The following is a 15,809-nucleotide window of genomic DNA, read 5'->3' as shown; positions in this document are numbered from 1 at the left end:
TGAAGGCCGCATTGGCGGATGATGGAAGTATTCGGCGCATGAGCATCCAAGGAGACAGCCATGTTGAAACAGGCCATTCCGAACCTCTTCGTCCAAGACTTCCAGGCGGCGCTCGCCTATTACACGGGACCACTTGGCTTTCATCCATTGTTCGTCTTCGGCGAACCCCCTTTCTACGCTCACGTGGCGCGTGACGAGGCGATTCTGGCAATCCGTCACGTGTGCCGGCCTGTCATCGATCGCGCTGCCGGCGAGGACTTGCTGAGCGCGTTCATCGAGGTTTCTGACGTCAACGTCCTGCACGATTCACTGCAAAAGGCCGGCGCTCGGATTTGGCAAGCGCCGCGCGACGAGCCTTGGGCAATGCGCAGCCTGATCGTCAACGATGTCGACGGCAACCTGATCTGCTTTGCGTCCAATCTGGCGAGCAAAACGGCAAACGTGGCCGCTTAGCGTGCCGTTTTGAACCCTCCGACGGCCTCCGCGATTTCGAGGTGCGCGCCTCGGTCCGGGCACCTTGTCGAGCGGCGCGCATATCGTCTCGACGTCCGACGATTGCGGAGCAGTGCAGGGGCTTGCAGGCGGGTAGCAAGCAGGCCGGGTTCGTTTCCGGGCGACATCTCGGCGGGCGTCCTTCGCGCCACGCGCCGGATCACGCGACCTGATCCTCGCGATCCTCCACGGCCCCACGCTCCTCGCGTTCCACCGTCCAGGTATGAATCGGCGCATGCCCCGGACGCTCCCACTCGGGCGGCATCCAGAAGTGCTTCAAACGCTGCGCCAGCGGCCCGGGCGCCAGCGCGTCGCGCCACATATCCACGAACTCATGCAGATTCAGCACGACCCAGCTGTAGCTCTTGATCTGACGCGGAATGCCGTACGCCACCTTCTCGCGCTCGACGACGTAAGTGCCGAACAGATGATCGTAGATCATCAACACGCCGCCGTAGTTGCGATCGATGTACTGCGGATTGCGCCCGTGGTGCGCGCGGTGGTTCGAGGGCGTATTGAGCAGCCATTCGAGCACCGGATGCAGCTTCGGCACGGTCTCGGTATGCACGAACCACTGGAACGCGAGGTTCAGGCCGAGCATCGCCGCGATCACGGCCGGGTGCACGCCCAGCAGCACCGGCGGAATGAAGAACAGCCACACGCCGATCACGCCGTTGAGCACGCTCTGTCGCGCGGCGGTGCTCATGTTCATGATCTCCCCGCTGTGGTGCGAGACGTGCTGCGTCCAGAACCAGCGGATCCGGTGCGCGCTGCGGTGATACCCGTAGTAGCAGAGTTCCTCGACGAGGAAGATGAGCGGCAGCGTCCACGCGTTGATCGGCACTGTCAGCAGCCGATGCTGCCAGATGAAGGTCGTGAAGGTGGCGAGGAACGCGAGATTGGCCGCGAATTCGGCGAGGTAATAGACCTGGCCCAGCGCGAGATTGGCCAGCACCTCCTTCCAGTAGAACCGTTGCCCGCGCTCGGCCGCCTGCCATGCGCCGCTGCGGCGGCGCACCCAGACCCATTCGAGCAGAAAGCTGAGCCCGAACGCCGGCAGCCCGGCGATGAGCACGATCTGCATCCAGTCGAAATAGGGAGCCATGTTCAGGTTGGCCCACTCAATGAACGCGTGCATGACGACACCTCGGGTCTCGATGAATGGGGCATCTTCCGCTGCCGAGCCGGCGCTGTATTGACATAGAATTTTCGTTTTTGACGATTTGCGCCACGGAGGTGAGGTCGTGACGGCCGATGTCTACGTGTGGGGCGGACTGGCGGGGCTGCTGCTGAGCTACCTGGACGACTGCGATCTCCCGGCCCCCGAATTGCGCGTCGCCCTCAAGCCCTACGCAGCCAGCCAACGCATGCCCATCACGGTCTGGTGGGCGCTGCTGGAACGCATGGCGCAGGTTCAACCGCTGCCCGCCCTGGGCCTGCGGATCGGCTCGCACGCCGAGGTGCGTCACCTCGGCGTGCTCGGCTATCTGGCGGCGTCCTGCGACACCCTGGGGCAGGCCCTGCTGCGGTTCCAGCGCTTCCAGCCCCTGCTGCACAATCTCGCGCCGAGCTTCGTCAACGAACAGGGCCGGGAACTTCGCGTCAGCTGGGACGCCTCCTACGGGCAGTCCACGCAGTTGTCGAACGAAGTGCTGGTGGCGGGCCTGATCCGGATTACCCGGACGCTGACCGGTCGGGCCGGGCTCGCGCCCATGCAGGTGGATTTTCCGGGCGGCGAGCCGGCCGATTCCACCGTTCACGCGGCGCTGCTCGGCTGTCCGGTGCGCTTCGGCGCGCCCGTGCTGCTCGTGCATCTGCCTCGGGCTGCGCTGGATCTGCCGATCACGGGCGGCGATCCGCACCTGCATGCCGTGCTCGATCAGCAAGCGGAAGCGCTGTTGCAGGTATTGCCGCAACCGGACAATTTCCTGAACCAGTTCCAGCAACTGATGGCCGATACGCTGCGGGAAGGCGAACCCGCGCTGGAGCAGGTCGCCCGCCGGATGGGGGTGCCTGCGCGCACGGTCTATCGACGTTTGCAGGAACGCAACCTGACCTACAAGGGCTTACTGAATCAGCTGCGCTTTCAACTGGCTCGGCGCTATCTGGCGGATCGGCGCTTGTCCTTGCCCGAGATCGCCTTGATGCTCGGCTATTCCGAGCAGAGCGCGTTCACGCGCGCCTTCAAGATCTGGTGTGGGCAAACGCCGTTGCATTACCGGAAGGCGCACGCGGACGACGCGGTTTGAGCGGGCGCGGCGTTCCGGATCCAGTCCGATGCCGTCGCGGCGGCGGCGATCGATTGCGCCTGCTCATCGCGATGGCGGCGAGAGGGCGGCCCGCATCCCCGGCGGCGGATGCGGGGCCGGCGTTGTTCGCGAGCGCCGGACGTCCACGCCACGCGTGCGATGCGGCTGGCGCTGGGAGCGCTGACTGACGCGTCGCATCTCGCATCGGCGCGGCACAGCGGGCGCGCGGCGATCAGCGATCGGGACGCCCGCGTGCGGATGCCTCTGGCCGTCTCCAGCGGCGCACGAAACAAACGTCGCACGCTCATCCGTGACGCAAGAAACCACGGCTTCACCAATGAAAACGGCCCGCGTCGCAGGACGCGACGCGGGCCGTGCAGGCCGGATGCGGAGGCTTATTCCGCGGCCGGGCGCATGTGCGAATAGCGGTTCAGGATCGGGATCATCTGCGCGTACAGCTTCGGATTCGCGGCGAGGACCTCGCGGCGGTCGAGGAAGTCGGCGTCGCCCAGGTAGTTGCCGACGAGCCCGCCCGCCTCAGTGATCAGCAGGCTGCCCGCGGCGATGTCCCAGGCGTTGATGCCTTGCTCGAAGAAGCCGTCGAGACGGCCGGCCGCCACGTTGGCGAGGTCGAGCGCGGCGGCGCCCGGGCGGCGCAGGCCGGTGCAGGCCTGGGTCATTTCCATGAACAGGCGGCTGTAGGCTTCGAGGCCGTCCTTCTCGCGGAACGGGAAGCCCGTGCCGATCAGCGCGTCGGCGAGGCGGTCGCGCCGGCCGACGCGGATGCGACGGTCGTTCAGGTAGGCGCCGCGGCCGCGCGTGGCGGTGAACAGGTCGTTGTTGTTCGGATCGTAGACGACAGCCTGCGTGATCACGCCCTTGTGCGCGAGCGCGATCGATACGCAGTAGTACGGAAAGCCGTGGATGAAGTTGGTCGTGCCGTCGAGCGGATCGATGATCCACTGGAATTCGGATTCGTTGTCCGACTGGCCCGATTCCTCGGCGAGGATCGCGTGGTCGGGGTAGGCGGTCTTCAGCGTCTCGATGATGGCGTCTTCCGACGCCTTGTCGATTTCCGTCACGAAATCATTGTGCTGCTTCTTGCGGATCTCGATCAGATCGAGATCGAGCGAGGCGCGGTTGATGATCTGCCCGGCGCGACGCGCGGCCTTGACAGCGATGTTGAGCATGGGATGCATGAGACTGAATCCTGGAGCTGGCGGCGCGAGGCGCCACGATAGTGGATCGAACCGGGCGAAGCGGTGCCGGCTGGTCTGACCGGGGCTGGGCACGCATTTCGTCGACGGAGGACGCGAATTGACAAAGAACGATGCGCGGCCACCGAGGGCGGCTGCCGCGCGTGAAGCCGTGATTTTACCTGAGTCGCGCCGTATTTTCGCGAAACGGCGAGACCAACCCCGGTCGGCCGTCCGGACGAGCGGGGCGGCGGGCGCTTTGGCGCTACCATAGCGGGATTCGAACTGAATGAACCGCACTGTTTTGGAACCTATGCAGAATCCCTCCGCGCCCGCCGGCGGCGCGGCATCCTCCGGCCCCGCGCGGGGCGGTTTCACGTCCACCCGATTCGTGCTCGTCGAGCCGAGCCATCCCGGCAACGTCGGCGCGGCGGCGCGCGCGCTGAAGACGATGGGCTTTTCGCGGCTGGTGCTGGTCGCGCCGCGCGTGCCCCATGTCCAGAGCGATCCGGAGGCGATCGCGATGGCGAGCGGCGCCGACGACGTGCTCGCGTCCGCGCATGTCGTGCCGACCCTCGCCGACGCGCTGAACGGCGTGCATTGGTCGATCGCGCTGACCGCGCGCTCGCGCGAATACGGGCCGCCGCGGCTCGCGCCGCGGGCCGCGGCCGGCGAAGCGCACCGCCAGGTGGCGACGGGCGACATCGCGCTGGTGTTCGGCAACGAGCGTACCGGCCTGTCGAACGAGCATGTCGAGCGCTGCAGCGCGCTCGCGCATATTCCGGCCAATCCCGCCTACAGCTCGCTCAACCTCGCGCAAGCGGTGCAGGTGCTGGCCTACGAGTTGCGGATCGCGCTCCTCGAGGACACCGGCGCGCCCGTCCCGGATGCCGAGGTCGGCTCGCTCGCGCAGAGCGACGAGATCGAGCGGATGTTCGTGCACCTGGAGAACGCGCTGATCGCGCTCGAATTCCTCGATCCGCGCCATCCGAAGAAGCTGATGTCGCGCCTGCGGCGCCTGTTCGCGCGCACCGGGCTCGAGCGCGAGGAGGTCAACATCCTGCGCGGGATCGCCAAGCATGCGCTGCTGAAGGCGCGCGGCCCGGGCGCGGATCCGGACGCCTGACCCTGCCCACACCATGACAAGCGCGCGCGGTTCCCAACGGGGCCGCGCCCGTTTGTCGCGCCGCGCGCCGTCAATGTCCCTGCCGGCGGCGGGGTGAACGCGGCGCGCCCAGCGCGTTCGCGCGGCAGGTCCTACAATCCGTTCGCATCTCACGAAACGTGATAAGCAAAGCAGCCACGCTGCTATCGCCCACGCCCGGCGGCGCCGCGCCCGGCCTTTTCCTCCGTCGACCATGTTCACGAGACTTCGCGAAGACATCGCCACGATCCGCGCGCGCGATCCCGCCGCCCGCAGCGCCTGGGAGGTGCTCACCTGTTACCCGGGGCTGCACGCGCTGCTGTTCCACCGCGCCGCGCATGCGTGCTGGCGGCGAGGCCGGCGCTGGCTCGGGCGCTTCGTGTCGCAGCTCGGCCGCGCCGCGACCGGGATCGAGATCCATCCGGGCGCGACGCTCGGCCGGCGCGTGTTCATCGATCACGGCATGGGCGTGGTGATCGGCGAGACGGCGGAGATCGGCGACGACTGCACCATCTACCAGGGCGTGACGCTCGGCGGTACCTCGCTCACGCGCGGCGCGAAGCGCCACCCGACGCTCGGGCGCGGCGTGATCGTTGGCGCGGGCGCGAAGGTGCTGGGCGGCTTCACGGTCGGCGACGGCGCCAAGATCGGCTCGAACGCGGTGGTCGTGAAGCCGGTGCCGGCAGGCGGCACCGCGGTCGGCAATCCGGCCCGCGTGGTGATGCCCGCCGACGCGAAGCCCGCCCCCGAGCGCGCGGCGTTTTGCGCCTATGGCATCACGCCGAACGCCGATGATCCGATGTCGCTCGCGATCCACGGGCTGATCGATCATGCGGCGAAGGAAAGCCAGCGGGTCGACGAGATCGTCGCGGCGCTGGAGCGTCTCGGCGCGCGGCTCGAAGCGTTGCAGGGCGCCGACGGCGCCCGTCTCGACCTGCGCCGGCTGTCGGCGGTGCTGGAGGGGCAGGCGCTCGAATCGCGCTGAACGCCGGGTGGGGCGCCGGGCCTGCGCGGCCGAACGCGCGCAGGGGCCGACGCGTGGGGCTCAGTCGAGCGGCAGCGCGTGGATGCCTTCGGCGTCGACGCGCAGATAGCCGCCGCGCCGCGGCCCGTGATCGAGCTCCCAGTCGGGCAGCACCCAGCGCACGCCGTCGGCTTCGAGATGTCGCGCGGGGCGGTGCGTGTGGCCGTGGATCATGGTTCGCGCACCGCTGCGCGCGAACAGCGCGGCCACACCGCGCGCGGTGACGTCGTAGCGCGGCGAGGCCGGCCGCGTGCGGCCCGCTTCGCTGTTCGCGCGCATCCGCTGCGCGAGCCGTTGCCGCCAGCGCAGCGGGCACGACAGGAACAGCCACTGCGCGAAGCCGTTGCGCGCGAACGCGCGGAACACCTGATAGCCGCGATCGGCCGTGCACTGCGCGTCGCCGTGCGCGAGCACGATGCGCTTGCCGAACGCCAGGATCACCGACGGATCGGGCAGCAGCATCGCGCCCGCCGCCTTCATGAAGCGCCGGCCGAGCAGGAAGTCGCGATTGCCGTGCATCACGTAGAGCGCGATGCCGCGTTCGGAGAGGGTATGCATGAGCGCCGCCATGCGGGCGGCGAACGGATCGTCGTCGAGGGTGTCGTCGCCGATCCAGTATTCGAACAGGTCGCCGAGGATGAAGACCGAATCCGCGCTGTCGGCGGTGAAGCGGACGAAATGCTCGAACGCCGCGACGGTGTGCGGGATCGATTCGCTCAGGTGCAGATCGGAAACGAACAGGAACGGGCGTGCCGCATGCGCGAGCGAAGGCTCGCCCGGCACGCCCGCGGAGACGCTTCGCGGCGGTGTTTCCTGCAGCATCGAAGGCCTCCTCGCGCCGCGTCAGACCGCCACGGCCTTTTCGATCACGACGTCGTCGTTCGGCACGTCCTGGTGGAAGCCCTTGCTGCCCGTCTTCACGCCCTTGATCTGGTCGACCACGTCCTGGCCTTCGACGACCTTGCCGAACACCGTGTAGCCCCAGCCTTGCGGGGTCGGCGACGAGTGGTTCAGGAAGTCGTTGTCGTTGACGTTGATGAAGAATTGCGCGGTGGCCGAGTGCGGATCGTTGGTGCGGGCCATCGCGATCGTGTACGTGTCGTTCTTGAGGCCGTTGTTCGCTTCGTTGTCGATCGGCGCGTCGGTCGGCTTTTGCGTCATGCCCGGCGCGAAGCCGCCGCCCTGGATCATGAAACCGTTGATCACGCGATGGAAGATGGTGCCGTCGTAGTGGCCCTTCTTCACGTATTCAAGGAAGTTTTCCACCGTCTTCGGCGCTTTCTCGGCGTCGAGTTCGAGCTTGATGACGCCGTGGTTCGTATGCAGTTCAACCATGATGATTCCTTCGCTGAGGTGGTTTAAATGGCGCGCGGCCGGTCGGAACGACGCGGCCGCGCGCGGTCGCCGCCGGGTCTTGCGACCGGCGGCCGGATGATACCGGTTACTTCGAGACGATCGTCGCCGATTCGATCAGGATCGGCTTTTCGGGCACGTCGCGCATCGGGCCGCGCACCGTCGTCGGAGTCGCTTCGATCTTCTTGACCACGTCGAGACCCGACACGACCTTGCCGAACACCGCATAGCCGTTGCCGTCCGGGTTCGGGTAGTCGAGGCCGGCGTTGTCGACCGTGTTGATGAAGAACTGCGCGGTGGCCGAATCCGGGTCGCTCGTGCGCGCCATCGCGATCGTGCCGGTCAGATTCTTCAGGCCGTTCTTGCTTTCGAGCGGGATCGGCGCGCGGGTCGGCTTCTCGTCGAAGTTGGGCTTGTAGCCGCCGCCCTGGATCATGAAGCCCTTGATCACGCGATGGAAGATCGTGCCGCTGTATTGGCCGGCCTTCACGTAGTCGAGGAAGTTGGCGACCGTCTTCGGCGCCTTCTCCGGATACAGCTCGACGCGGATGTCGCCCTGCGAGGTCTTGAACTGCACGACGGGATGCGCGGCGGCCGTTTGCGCGAAGGCGGGCGCGGTCGCGGTCGCGAGAAGGGCGGCGCTGCCAAGCGCCAGCAACAGACGTTTCATAACGATCCTCTGGTTGAATGAACGAACAAGCTGAACGAACAAGCGGGTTGCCGCCGCGCGGGCTTACTGCGACGGCGCGATGTAGGGCGGCGTCGCGAACGACCCCGTCGGGCCGCCGAACTGGAAGGTCGGCGACAGCGGCAGCGTGGTGGTCGACACGTTCGACGCGGCCTCGGCGGCGCGGGCGTGCACCGACGGCGACGCGGCGGCGCCCTTGGGCTTCGGCGGCGGCGTGACGATCTTCTGCAGGTCGGCGAGACGCTGAGCGGTCGCGCCGCTGGTGCGGCCGAGCGATTGCGCGCGCTTGTACGATTCGGCGGCGAGCCGCAGGTACAGGTCGCCGAGGTTCTCGTAGGCGAGGCTGTAGTCCGGGTTCGCCTGCGTGGCCGTGACGAGCGCGGCGCGCGCCTCGTCGTAGCGGCCGTGCTTCGCGTACAGCGCGGCGAGGTTGTTGTACGGCTCCGGCAGTTCCGGGTAGGTTTGGGTCAGCGCGACGAACTGCTGGATGGCGTCGTCGTCGCGGTTCAGGCGCGCGAGCACCGTGCCGCGCTTGAACAGCGCCTGCGCGTCGCGCGGGTTCGTCGCGATGCGGGCGTCGAGCTGCGCGAGCGCCTGCGTCCAGTTTCGGCCCGAGATCGACGCGTCGACGTCCGGGGTGCCGTCGGTGGTCGCCACGGCCTTCTGGGCGTGGGCCGCAACGGCCGGCAGGAACGTCAGCGCGGCGCCCACGAGGGCGGTCGCAACAAGGGTCGCAGCGCTCGGCGCGCGGCCGCGGGGAGATTTCATAGGCTCAGGTCGGAATGTTATACTCCGACCCATTCTAACAAAACGTCCGCGCGTTCCGGCGAGCCGCGGACAGTCTTTTGCCTCTCGTGGCCGTCACCGCCGTGCTTGCTGTCTGACCGCCGCATGTCATGCCGAGGAAGCGCGTGACTCACGGTCGCGCTCGGGTTCCGATCGGGTTCAACATGCAGGGCGAGCATCGCCAGGGCGTTTTCCTTCGGCTCACGTTTCATCTCTATGGAATCACTGCGCATCTACAACACGCTCGCGCGTGACAAGCAAGTTTTCGTGCCGCGCCAGCCTGGCGAGGTGCGCATGTACGTCTGCGGGATCACCGTCTACGACTATTGCCACGTCGGCCACGCGCGGATGATGGTGGTGTTCGACCTCGTGCAGCGTTGGCTGCGCGCGCTCGGCTATCGCGTCACCTATGTGCGCAACATCACCGATATCGACGACAAGATCATCCGCCGCGCGGTCGAGAACGGCGAGACGATCCAGTCGCTGACGAACCGCTTCATCGCCGCGATGCACGAGGACACCGACGCGCTCGGCGTCGAGCGTCCCGAGATCGAGCCGCGCGCAACCGATTTCATTCCGCAGATGCTCGGCATGATCGAGCGGCTCGAGGCGAACGGCTACGCGTATCAGGCGAAGGACGGCGACGTCAATTACTCGGTGCGCAAGTTCGCGGGCTACGGCAAGCTGTCGGGCAAGTCGCTCGAAGACCTGCGCGCAGGCGAGCGGGTCGCCGCGAACGACGCGAAGGAGGATCCGCTCGACTTCGTGCTGTGGAAGCGCGCGAAGGCGGAGGATCCGGCCGGCACGAGCTGGGAATCGCGCTACGGGCGCGGCCGCCCGGGCTGGCATATCGAATGCTCGGCGATGGGCTGCACGCTGCTCGGCGAGCATTTCGACATCCACGGCGGCGGCCAGGATCTGCAGTTCCCGCACCACGAGAACGAGATCGCGCAAAGCGAGGGCGCGACCGGGCAGACCTTCGTCAACTACTGGATGCACAATGGTTTCGTGCAGGTCGACAGCGAGAAGATGTCGAAGTCGCTCGGCAACTTCTTCACGATCCGCGAGGTGCTGGAGCAGTACGACGCGGAAGTCGTGCGCTTCTTCATCACCCGCACGCATTACCGCTCGCCGCTCAACTACAGCGATGCGCATCTCGACGATGCGCGCGCCTCGCTGACGCGCCTCTACACCGCCCTGAAGGACGTCGTGCCCGACGGCGCGCCGCTCGACTGGGACGAGGCGCATGCGCGGCGTTTCGCCGCGGCGATGAACGATGATTTCAATACGCCGGTCGCAATAGCGGTGCTGTTCGAACTCGCCAGCGAGGTCAACCGCACGCTCGCCCCGGCGCTGGCGCGCCAGCTCGGGCGGCTCGCGGGCCTGCTCGGCCTGCTGGGCCGGGAGCCGCGCGCGTTTTTGCAGCAGGCGGCGGGCAGCGCGCAGACGGATGCGCTCGCGGCCGACGAGATCGAGGCGAGGATCGCCGCGCGCGGCGCGGCGAAACACGCGAAGGATTATGCCGAAGCGGACCGGATCCGGGCGGAACTGCTCGAAGCCGGGGTCGCGCTTGAAGACAAACCGGGCGGATCGACTGAGTGGCGGCGCGTATGAGCGCGCCTCGTCTGTCCCACTGATCGACTCGCCAGGTAGGAGGCAAGATGGCAACGGCCAGAAAGGCGCCGGCTAAACGCGCCACGCCGCAATCGTTGGCGGCGGGCAAGACCGCCGGCAAACGCGTGCCGGCCGCGCAAAAGGCGGCCGCGCAGCAGGCCGCGCTGAACGGCGCGGCCCACCCGCCGCGCGGGCGCGGCGCGGCGGCGAAAACCACGCGCGCGAAGCCGAACGGCGAGTGGCACGAGGCTGCGCTGCGCGAGCCGATCGACGCCGAGGCGGCCGATCGTCACGCGCGCGCCGCCGAGGATGCGGCGCAGGCGGCGCAAGCCGACGAGGTGGTGCGGCCTGCCTATTGGGACAAGGCGTGCGCGGATCTCGTCAAGCGCGACCGGATCCTCAAGAAGCTGATTCCGAAGTTCGGCCCCGCGCATCTCGTGAAGCGCGACGATCCGTTCGTCACGCTCGCGCGCTCGGTGGTCGGCCAGCAGATCTCGGTGCCGGCCGCGCAGGCGGTGTGGGAGCGGATCGAGGCGGCCTGCCCGCGGGTCGCGCCGCAGCCGGTGATCAAGCTCGGCCAGGACAAGCTGATCGCCTGCGGCCTGTCGAAGCGCAAGTCCGATTACATCCTCGACCTGGCCAGCCACTTCGTGTCGGGGGCGCTGCACGTCGACAAATGGACGTCGATGGACGACGAGGCGGTGATCGACGAACTCACGCAGATCCGCGGCATCGGCCGCTGGACCGCGGAGATGTTCCTGATCTTCAATCTCTCGCGTCCGGACGTCCTGCCGCTCGACGACCTCGGCCTGATCCGCGCGATCAGCGTCAATTACTTCAGCGGCGAGCCGGTCACCCGCAGCGAGGCCCGCGAGGTGGCGGCCAACTGGGAGCCGTGGCGCACCGTCGCGACCTGGTATATGTGGCGCAGCCTCGACCCGCTGTCCGACGATAGCTGATAAAGGCTATTGCATTTCATTAATCGATAGTTTAGACCCGGTTTTGACGCCGGCGCGCGCAGTTAGAATACGCGCTGCCGCAAGACCCAAGGATTCAAACTCATGAAGACCACTTTTCTGGATTTCGAGCAGCCGATCGCCGAACTCGAGGGCAAGATCGAGGAGCTCCGGTTCGTGCAGGACGACTCGGCTGTCGATATTTCGGAAGAAATCGATCGGCTGTCGAAGAAGAGCCAGCAGCTGACGAAGGATCTGTACGCGAACCTGACGCCTTGGCAGGTGTCGCAGATCGCCCGTCATCCGCAGCGGCCGTACACGCTCGACTACGTGAGCGAGCTGTTCACCGATTTCCACGAGCTGCATGGCGACCGCGCGTTCGCGGACGACCAGTCGATCGTCGGTGGCCTCGCGCGTTTCAGCGGCCATCCGTGCATGGTGATCGGCCACCAGAAGGGCCGCGACACGAAGGAACGCGCGGCGCGCAACTTCGGGATGCCGCGTCCGGAAGGCTATCGCAAGGCCGAGCGCCTGATGCGCCTCGCCGAGAAATTCGGCCTGCCGATCTTCACGTTCGTCGATACGCCGGGTGCGTATCCGGGCGTCGGCGCGGAAGAGCGCGGCCAGTCGGAGGCGATCGGCCGCAACCTGTACGTGATGGCCGAGCTCAAGACGCCGATCATCACGACCGTGATCGGCGAGGGCGGTTCGGGCGGCGCGCTCGCGATCGCGGTGGCCGACAACGTGCTGATGCTGCAATTCGCGACCTATTCGGTGATTTCGCCGGAAGGCTGCGCGTCGATCCTGTGGAAGAGCGCTGCGAAGGCGCCCGAAGCGGCCGAGGCGCTGGGCCTGACCGCGCATCGCCTGAAGGCGCTCGGCCTGATCGACAAGATCGTCAACGAGCCGCTGGGCGGCGCGCATCGCGATCCGAAGGGCATGGCGGCGCTGCTGCGCCGTGCGCTCGCCGACACGCTGCGCCAGTTCCAGGGCATGAGCATCGATGCGTTGCGCGAGCGCCGCTTCGAGCGCCTGATGTCCTACGGCAAGTTCAAGGAAACGATGCCGCGCGCGTGAGCCGCGTCCGCTTCGTCCGACCGGCGCGCCGCGCCACTCCATCGTGATGTCCCCTGCACACCTTCCCGCCGACCGCGTCATCGATGACGCAGTCGGCGCGGCGCTGGCCGTGCTGCCCGCCGACGCGACGATCGCGCTCGCGTACAGCGGCGGCCTCGATTCCACCGTCCTGCTCGATGCCGCCGCGCGTGTCGCGGGGGCGTCGCGCTGCGTCGCACTCCATATTCATCATGGCTTGAGCCCGAACGCCGACGCGTGGCGCGCGCATTGCGAGGCCGAGGCGACGCTGCGCGGCGTGCGCTTCGACAGCCTGCGGGTCGAGCTTGGGCACACCGGTCTCGGCGTCGAGGCCACCGCGCGCGACGCGCGCTACCAGGCGCTCGACGCGCTGTGCGCGCGGCATCGCGCGAGCGTGCTGTGGGTCGCGCAACATGCGGACGACCAGGCCGAGACGGTGTTGTTGCAGCTGCTGCGCGGCGCGGGTATCGCCGGCATCGCGGCGATGGCGCCGCATTACCAGCCCATCGATGCGAGCGTGCCCCGGGCGAGGCCGCTGCTGAATTTGTTGCGCGCGCAACTGGAACAGTATGCCCGGGCGCACGCGCTGCGCTGGATCGAGGACGAATCGAATGCGGATACGCGCTATGCGCGCAATGCGCTGCGCGTGAACGTGCTGCCCGCGCTCACGCCGCATTTCCCGGGCTTTCGCGACGCGCTCGCGCGAACCGCGCAGCACGCGGCGGCCGCGCAGCGGCTGCTCGACGATCTGGCCGCGCTCGATCTCGCGCAGGCGGCGCGCGACGAAGGGCGCGCGTTGTCGCGCGCGGCGCTGCTCGCGCTCGACGATACGCGCGGCGCGAACCTGCTGCGTTACTGGATGCGCACGCTCGGCTTGCCGGGCGCGTCGGCCGCGCGGCTCGCGGAGATGATCCGCCAGTTGCGCGCGGTGGGCGAATCGCACGCGTTGCGCGTCGATCACGCGGGACAGCGGTTGCGCCTGTATCGCGACGAGGTGTCGTGGGAAGCGGCCGCCGACCGTCCGGATCCGGCCGATCGCGACGCGCTCGCCGCGCGCGAGACGCGTTCGCTCGCCTGGCAAGGCGAGGAGATTTGGCGTCTGGCCGACTGGCGGGGCACCTATGTCTTCCATCCGGCGCGCCCGGACGAGCCCGACGCGGTGCCGGTCGCGGCGCTCGCGCGGGCGCCGCTCGTCGCGCGCGCGCGCATGGGCGGCGAACGGATGCGGACCGCGCCCGCCGGGCCGGGCCGCACGCTCAAGAACCTGTTCCAGGAACGCGGCGTGCCCGCGTGGCAGCGCGACGTGCCGCTGTTGTACGTGGGGGACCACCTGTTGTTCGTGCCGAACCTCGGCCTGAACCGCGATCGCGCGATCGGCGCGGCGGAAGGCGCCTGCCGTCGCATCGAGTGGCGGCCGGATCTGCTGATCGCCTGAATGCCGGGGCGCGCGAACCCGGGATTCAGGCGGCCGCTAAAAAGGGACCGTTGACAGGCGGTTGCTTGTCAAGCGTGCGACGTTGGGGTACGCTCAGTCGTTTGCTCGGCTCGGTTTTCGAGCGTTTTGTGCAGGTTTTCCGCGTGACGTACCCGGTTTGCGCGGCTTGATCCGCCTTCCGGGCAACATCGCCACGCCTGCGTGCTGCGTCCCAGCCGTACTTTCCGTCGTTCGTCCACAGCCAAAAGCAGCGTGACTGACCGGCGCCGCGGTTTGTCCAGTTCGCCCGCGCGGTTTCTCCTTCAGTTCAGAACGACAATGGCACTCATCGTACATAAATACGGCGGCACTTCGATGGGCTCGGTCGAGCGCATCAAGAACGTCGCGAAACGCGTCGCAAAATGGCATCAGGCAGGGCACCAGATGGTGGTCGTGCCGTCCGCGATGTCCGGCGAAACGAACCGTCTGCTCGGTCTCGCGAAAGAGATCTCGAGCCAGCCGAGCCCGCGCGAGCTCGACATGATTGCGTCGACGGGCGAACAGGTCAGCGTCGGCCTGCTGTCGATCGCGCTGCAGGACATCGGCGTCGAGGCGGTGAGCTACGCCGGCTGGCAGGTGCCGATCAAGACCGACAGCGCGTTCACGAAGGCACGCATCGATTCGATCGACGACGCACGCGTGCGGCGCGACCTCGACGCGGGCAAGGTGGTGATCATCACGGGCTTCCAGGGCGTCGATCCGCAAGGTCACATCACGACGCTCGGCCGCGGCGGCTCGGACACCTCGGCGGTGGCGGTGGCGGCGGCGCTGGATGCGGCCGAATGCCTGATCTATACCGACGTCGACGGCGTTTACACGACCGATCCGCGCGTGGTCGAAGAGGCGCGCCGGCTCGACCGCGTGACCTTCGAAGAGATGCTGGAGATGGCGAGCCTGGGCTCGAAGGTCCTGCAGATCCGCTCGGTCGAGTTCGCCGGCAAATACCAAGTGAAGACGCGCGTGCTGTCGAGCTTGACGGATCCGCAGATCCCGCTCGATGACGAAATGCGCTCGGGTACCCTGATTACTTTTGAAGAAGACGAGACCATGGAAAAGGCTGTCATTTCCGGCATTGCGTTCCAGCGCGACGAAGCCCGTATCGGCGTGATGGGTGTGCCCGACAAGCCGGGCATCGCCTACCAGATCCTGGGCCCGGTGGCCGATGCGAACATCGACATCGACATGATCATCCAGAACCAGAGCGTGCAGGGCAAGACCGACTTCACGTTCACGGTCGGCCGCGGCGACTACCAGAAGGCGATGGACATCCTCACCAACCAGGTGAAGGGGCATGTGAACGCCGAGCAGGTGCTGGGCGACCCGAAGGTGTCGAAGGTGTCGGTGGTCGGCGTGGGCATGCGCTCGCACGTCGGCGTGGCGAGCACGATGTTCCGCACGCTGTCGGAAGAGGGCATCAACATCCAGATGATCTCGACGTCGGAGATCAAGATCTCGGTGCTGATCGACGAGAAGTACATGGAGCTGGCCGTCCGAGCGCTGCACAAGGCGTTCGAACTCGATCAGGCCTGATGAACCTTCCGTGACGCATCGAAAGAAAATGCGTCGCGGAAATTGACGACTCGTTCAGAACCCTATATTATCTTGGCTTCGTCGCACTACCTCCCTGGTGCGAGCGAAGGTTTGGGAGACGTGGCCGAGAGGTCGAAGGCACTCCCCTGCTAAGGGAGCATCTGGGCCAAAACCTGGATCGAGGGTTCGAATCCCTCCGTCTCCGCCA

At 67.3% G+C, this 15,809-nt stretch carries 15 protein-coding genes and 1 tRNA gene; 10 read left to right on the top strand and 6 right to left on the bottom strand.

Features of this window, described 5'->3' with window-relative positions; genetic code table 11:
• Window positions 1–60 precede the first annotated feature (60 nt).
• Complete coding sequence (locus Bsp3421_RS23320; RefSeq protein WP_274003824.1) at window positions 61–453, top strand: VOC family protein; 393 nt, start codon at window positions 61–63, stop codon at window positions 451–453.
• A gap of 199 nt (window positions 454–652) precedes the next feature.
• Here the strand turns inward: Bsp3421_RS23320 and Bsp3421_RS23315 are convergent, their stop codons facing one another.
• On the bottom strand, window positions 653–1,630 hold the full coding sequence (locus tag Bsp3421_RS23315; RefSeq protein ID WP_274003822.1) for a sterol desaturase family protein: 978 nt from the start codon (window positions 1,628–1,630) through the stop codon (window positions 653–655).
• Window positions 1,631–1,736: 106 nt separating this feature from the next.
• Between Bsp3421_RS23315 and Bsp3421_RS23310 the strand changes: the two genes are divergently transcribed.
• A complete protein-coding gene (locus Bsp3421_RS23310) occupies window positions 1,737–2,741 on the top strand; it encodes an AraC family transcriptional regulator (RefSeq protein WP_274003820.1) in 1,005 nt (334 codons plus the stop codon).
• Window positions 2,742–3,136: 395 nt separating this feature from the next.
• On the opposite strand, the gene Bsp3421_RS23305 is transcribed toward Bsp3421_RS23310, so the two are convergent.
• Window positions 3,137–3,940 (bottom strand): inositol monophosphatase family protein, encoded by an 804-nt coding sequence (locus Bsp3421_RS23305; RefSeq protein ID WP_274003819.1) that lies wholly within the window; start codon window positions 3,938–3,940, stop codon window positions 3,137–3,139.
• Between the two features lie 301 nt (window positions 3,941–4,241).
• Here Bsp3421_RS23305 and Bsp3421_RS23300 point away from each other — a divergent pair, with 301 nt between their 5' ends.
• Both Bsp3421_RS23300 and cysE read left to right on the top strand, forming a co-directional pair.
• The gene (locus Bsp3421_RS23300; protein WP_274004328.1) at window positions 4,242–5,063 is read left to right on the top strand and encodes an RNA methyltransferase; all 822 of its coding nucleotides are present in this window, start codon (window positions 4,242–4,244) and stop codon (window positions 5,061–5,063) included.
• A 232-nt stretch (window positions 5,064–5,295) separates the two neighbouring features.
• Entirely contained in the window at window positions 5,296–6,066 is a 771-nt protein-coding gene (gene cysE, locus Bsp3421_RS23295; protein ID WP_274003817.1) for a serine O-acetyltransferase, read from the top strand.
• 60 nt (window positions 6,067–6,126) lie between these two features.
• Here cysE and Bsp3421_RS23290 read toward each other — a convergent pair whose 3' ends face one another.
• The 4 genes from Bsp3421_RS23290 to Bsp3421_RS23275 form a co-directional block, all read right to left on the bottom strand.
• On the bottom strand, window positions 6,127–6,927 hold the full coding sequence (locus Bsp3421_RS23290) for a UDP-2,3-diacylglucosamine diphosphatase (RefSeq protein WP_274003815.1): 801 nt from the start codon (window positions 6,925–6,927) through the stop codon (window positions 6,127–6,129).
• Between the two features lie 21 nt (window positions 6,928–6,948).
• Window positions 6,949–7,440 carry a peptidylprolyl isomerase gene (locus tag Bsp3421_RS23285; protein ID WP_274003813.1) on the bottom strand — a complete coding sequence of 164 codons (492 nt, stop codon included), beginning with the start codon at window positions 7,438–7,440 and terminating at the stop codon, window positions 6,949–6,951.
• A gap of 106 nt (window positions 7,441–7,546) precedes the next feature.
• Window positions 7,547–8,128: a peptidylprolyl isomerase gene (locus Bsp3421_RS23280; RefSeq protein ID WP_274003811.1), complete on the bottom strand. Its 582-nt coding sequence runs from the start codon at window positions 8,126–8,128 to the stop codon at window positions 7,547–7,549.
• A 63-nt stretch (window positions 8,129–8,191) separates the two neighbouring features.
• Window positions 8,192–8,914, bottom strand: a complete 723-nt coding sequence (locus Bsp3421_RS23275) for a tetratricopeptide repeat protein (protein ID WP_274003809.1) — start codon at window positions 8,912–8,914, stop codon at window positions 8,192–8,194.
• 234 nt (window positions 8,915–9,148) lie between these two features.
• On the opposite strand from Bsp3421_RS23275, the gene cysS reads away from it, so the two are divergent.
• From cysS to Bsp3421_RS23245, 6 genes are all read left to right on the top strand, one after another.
• The gene (gene cysS, locus Bsp3421_RS23270; protein ID WP_274003807.1) at window positions 9,149–10,546 is read left to right on the top strand and encodes a cysteine--tRNA ligase; all 1,398 of its coding nucleotides are present in this window, start codon (window positions 9,149–9,151) and stop codon (window positions 10,544–10,546) included.
• A 47-nt stretch (window positions 10,547–10,593) separates the two neighbouring features.
• On the top strand, window positions 10,594–11,505 hold the full coding sequence (locus tag Bsp3421_RS23265) for a DNA-3-methyladenine glycosylase family protein (protein ID WP_274003803.1): 912 nt from the start codon (window positions 10,594–10,596) through the stop codon (window positions 11,503–11,505).
• A gap of 102 nt (window positions 11,506–11,607) precedes the next feature.
• Entirely contained in the window at window positions 11,608–12,579 is a 972-nt protein-coding gene (locus Bsp3421_RS23260) for an acetyl-CoA carboxylase carboxyltransferase subunit alpha (protein WP_274003802.1), read from the top strand.
• Between the two features lie 43 nt (window positions 12,580–12,622).
• The gene (gene tilS, locus Bsp3421_RS23255) at window positions 12,623–14,032 is read left to right on the top strand and encodes a tRNA lysidine(34) synthetase TilS (protein WP_443111584.1); all 1,410 of its coding nucleotides are present in this window, start codon (window positions 12,623–12,625) and stop codon (window positions 14,030–14,032) included.
• Between the two features lie 318 nt (window positions 14,033–14,350).
• The gene (locus Bsp3421_RS23250) at window positions 14,351–15,601 is read left to right on the top strand and encodes an aspartate kinase (RefSeq protein WP_274003799.1); all 1,251 of its coding nucleotides are present in this window, start codon (window positions 14,351–14,353) and stop codon (window positions 15,599–15,601) included.
• Between the two features lie 114 nt (window positions 15,602–15,715).
• Window positions 15,716–15,809, top strand: a tRNA-Ser gene (locus Bsp3421_RS23245).

It is taken from the genome of Burkholderia sp. FERM BP-3421 (assembly GCF_028657905.1).
Classification (GTDB): Bacteria; Pseudomonadota; Gammaproteobacteria; order Burkholderiales; family Burkholderiaceae; genus Burkholderia.
This window is presented reverse-complemented; position numbering and strand designations above follow the sequence as displayed.

Bases quoted from the DNA above. Each gene is read 5' to 3' on its own strand.
- Bsp3421_RS23320 (WP_274003824.1), top strand. From the start codon at position 61: ATGTTGAAACAGGCCATTCCGAACCTCTTCGTCCAAGACTTCCAGGCG.
- Bsp3421_RS23315 (WP_274003822.1), bottom strand. From the start codon at position 1,630: ATGCACGCGTTCATTGAGTGGGCCAACCTGAACATGGCTCCCTATTTC.
- Bsp3421_RS23305 (WP_274003819.1), bottom strand. From the start codon at position 3,940: ATGCATCCCATGCTCAACATCGCTGTCAAGGCCGCGCGTCGCGCCGGG.
- cysE (WP_274003817.1), top strand. From the start codon at position 5,296: ATGTTCACGAGACTTCGCGAAGACATCGCCACGATCCGCGCGCGCGAT.
- Bsp3421_RS23290 (WP_274003815.1), bottom strand. From the start codon at position 6,927: ATGCTGCAGGAAACACCGCCGCGAAGCGTCTCCGCGGGCGTGCCGGGC.
- Bsp3421_RS23285 (WP_274003813.1), bottom strand. From the start codon at position 7,440: ATGGTTGAACTGCATACGAACCACGGCGTCATCAAGCTCGAACTCGAC.
- Bsp3421_RS23280 (WP_274003811.1), bottom strand. From the start codon at position 8,128: ATGAAACGTCTGTTGCTGGCGCTTGGCAGCGCCGCCCTTCTCGCGACC.
- Bsp3421_RS23275 (WP_274003809.1), bottom strand. From the start codon at position 8,914: ATGAAATCTCCCCGCGGCCGCGCGCCGAGCGCTGCGACCCTTGTTGCG.
- cysS (WP_274003807.1), top strand. From the start codon at position 9,149: ATGGAATCACTGCGCATCTACAACACGCTCGCGCGTGACAAGCAAGTT.
- Bsp3421_RS23265 (WP_274003803.1), top strand. From the start codon at position 10,594: ATGGCAACGGCCAGAAAGGCGCCGGCTAAACGCGCCACGCCGCAATCG.
- Bsp3421_RS23260 (WP_274003802.1), top strand. From the start codon at position 11,608: ATGAAGACCACTTTTCTGGATTTCGAGCAGCCGATCGCCGAACTCGAG.
- Bsp3421_RS23250 (WP_274003799.1), top strand. From the start codon at position 14,351: ATGGCACTCATCGTACATAAATACGGCGGCACTTCGATGGGCTCGGTC.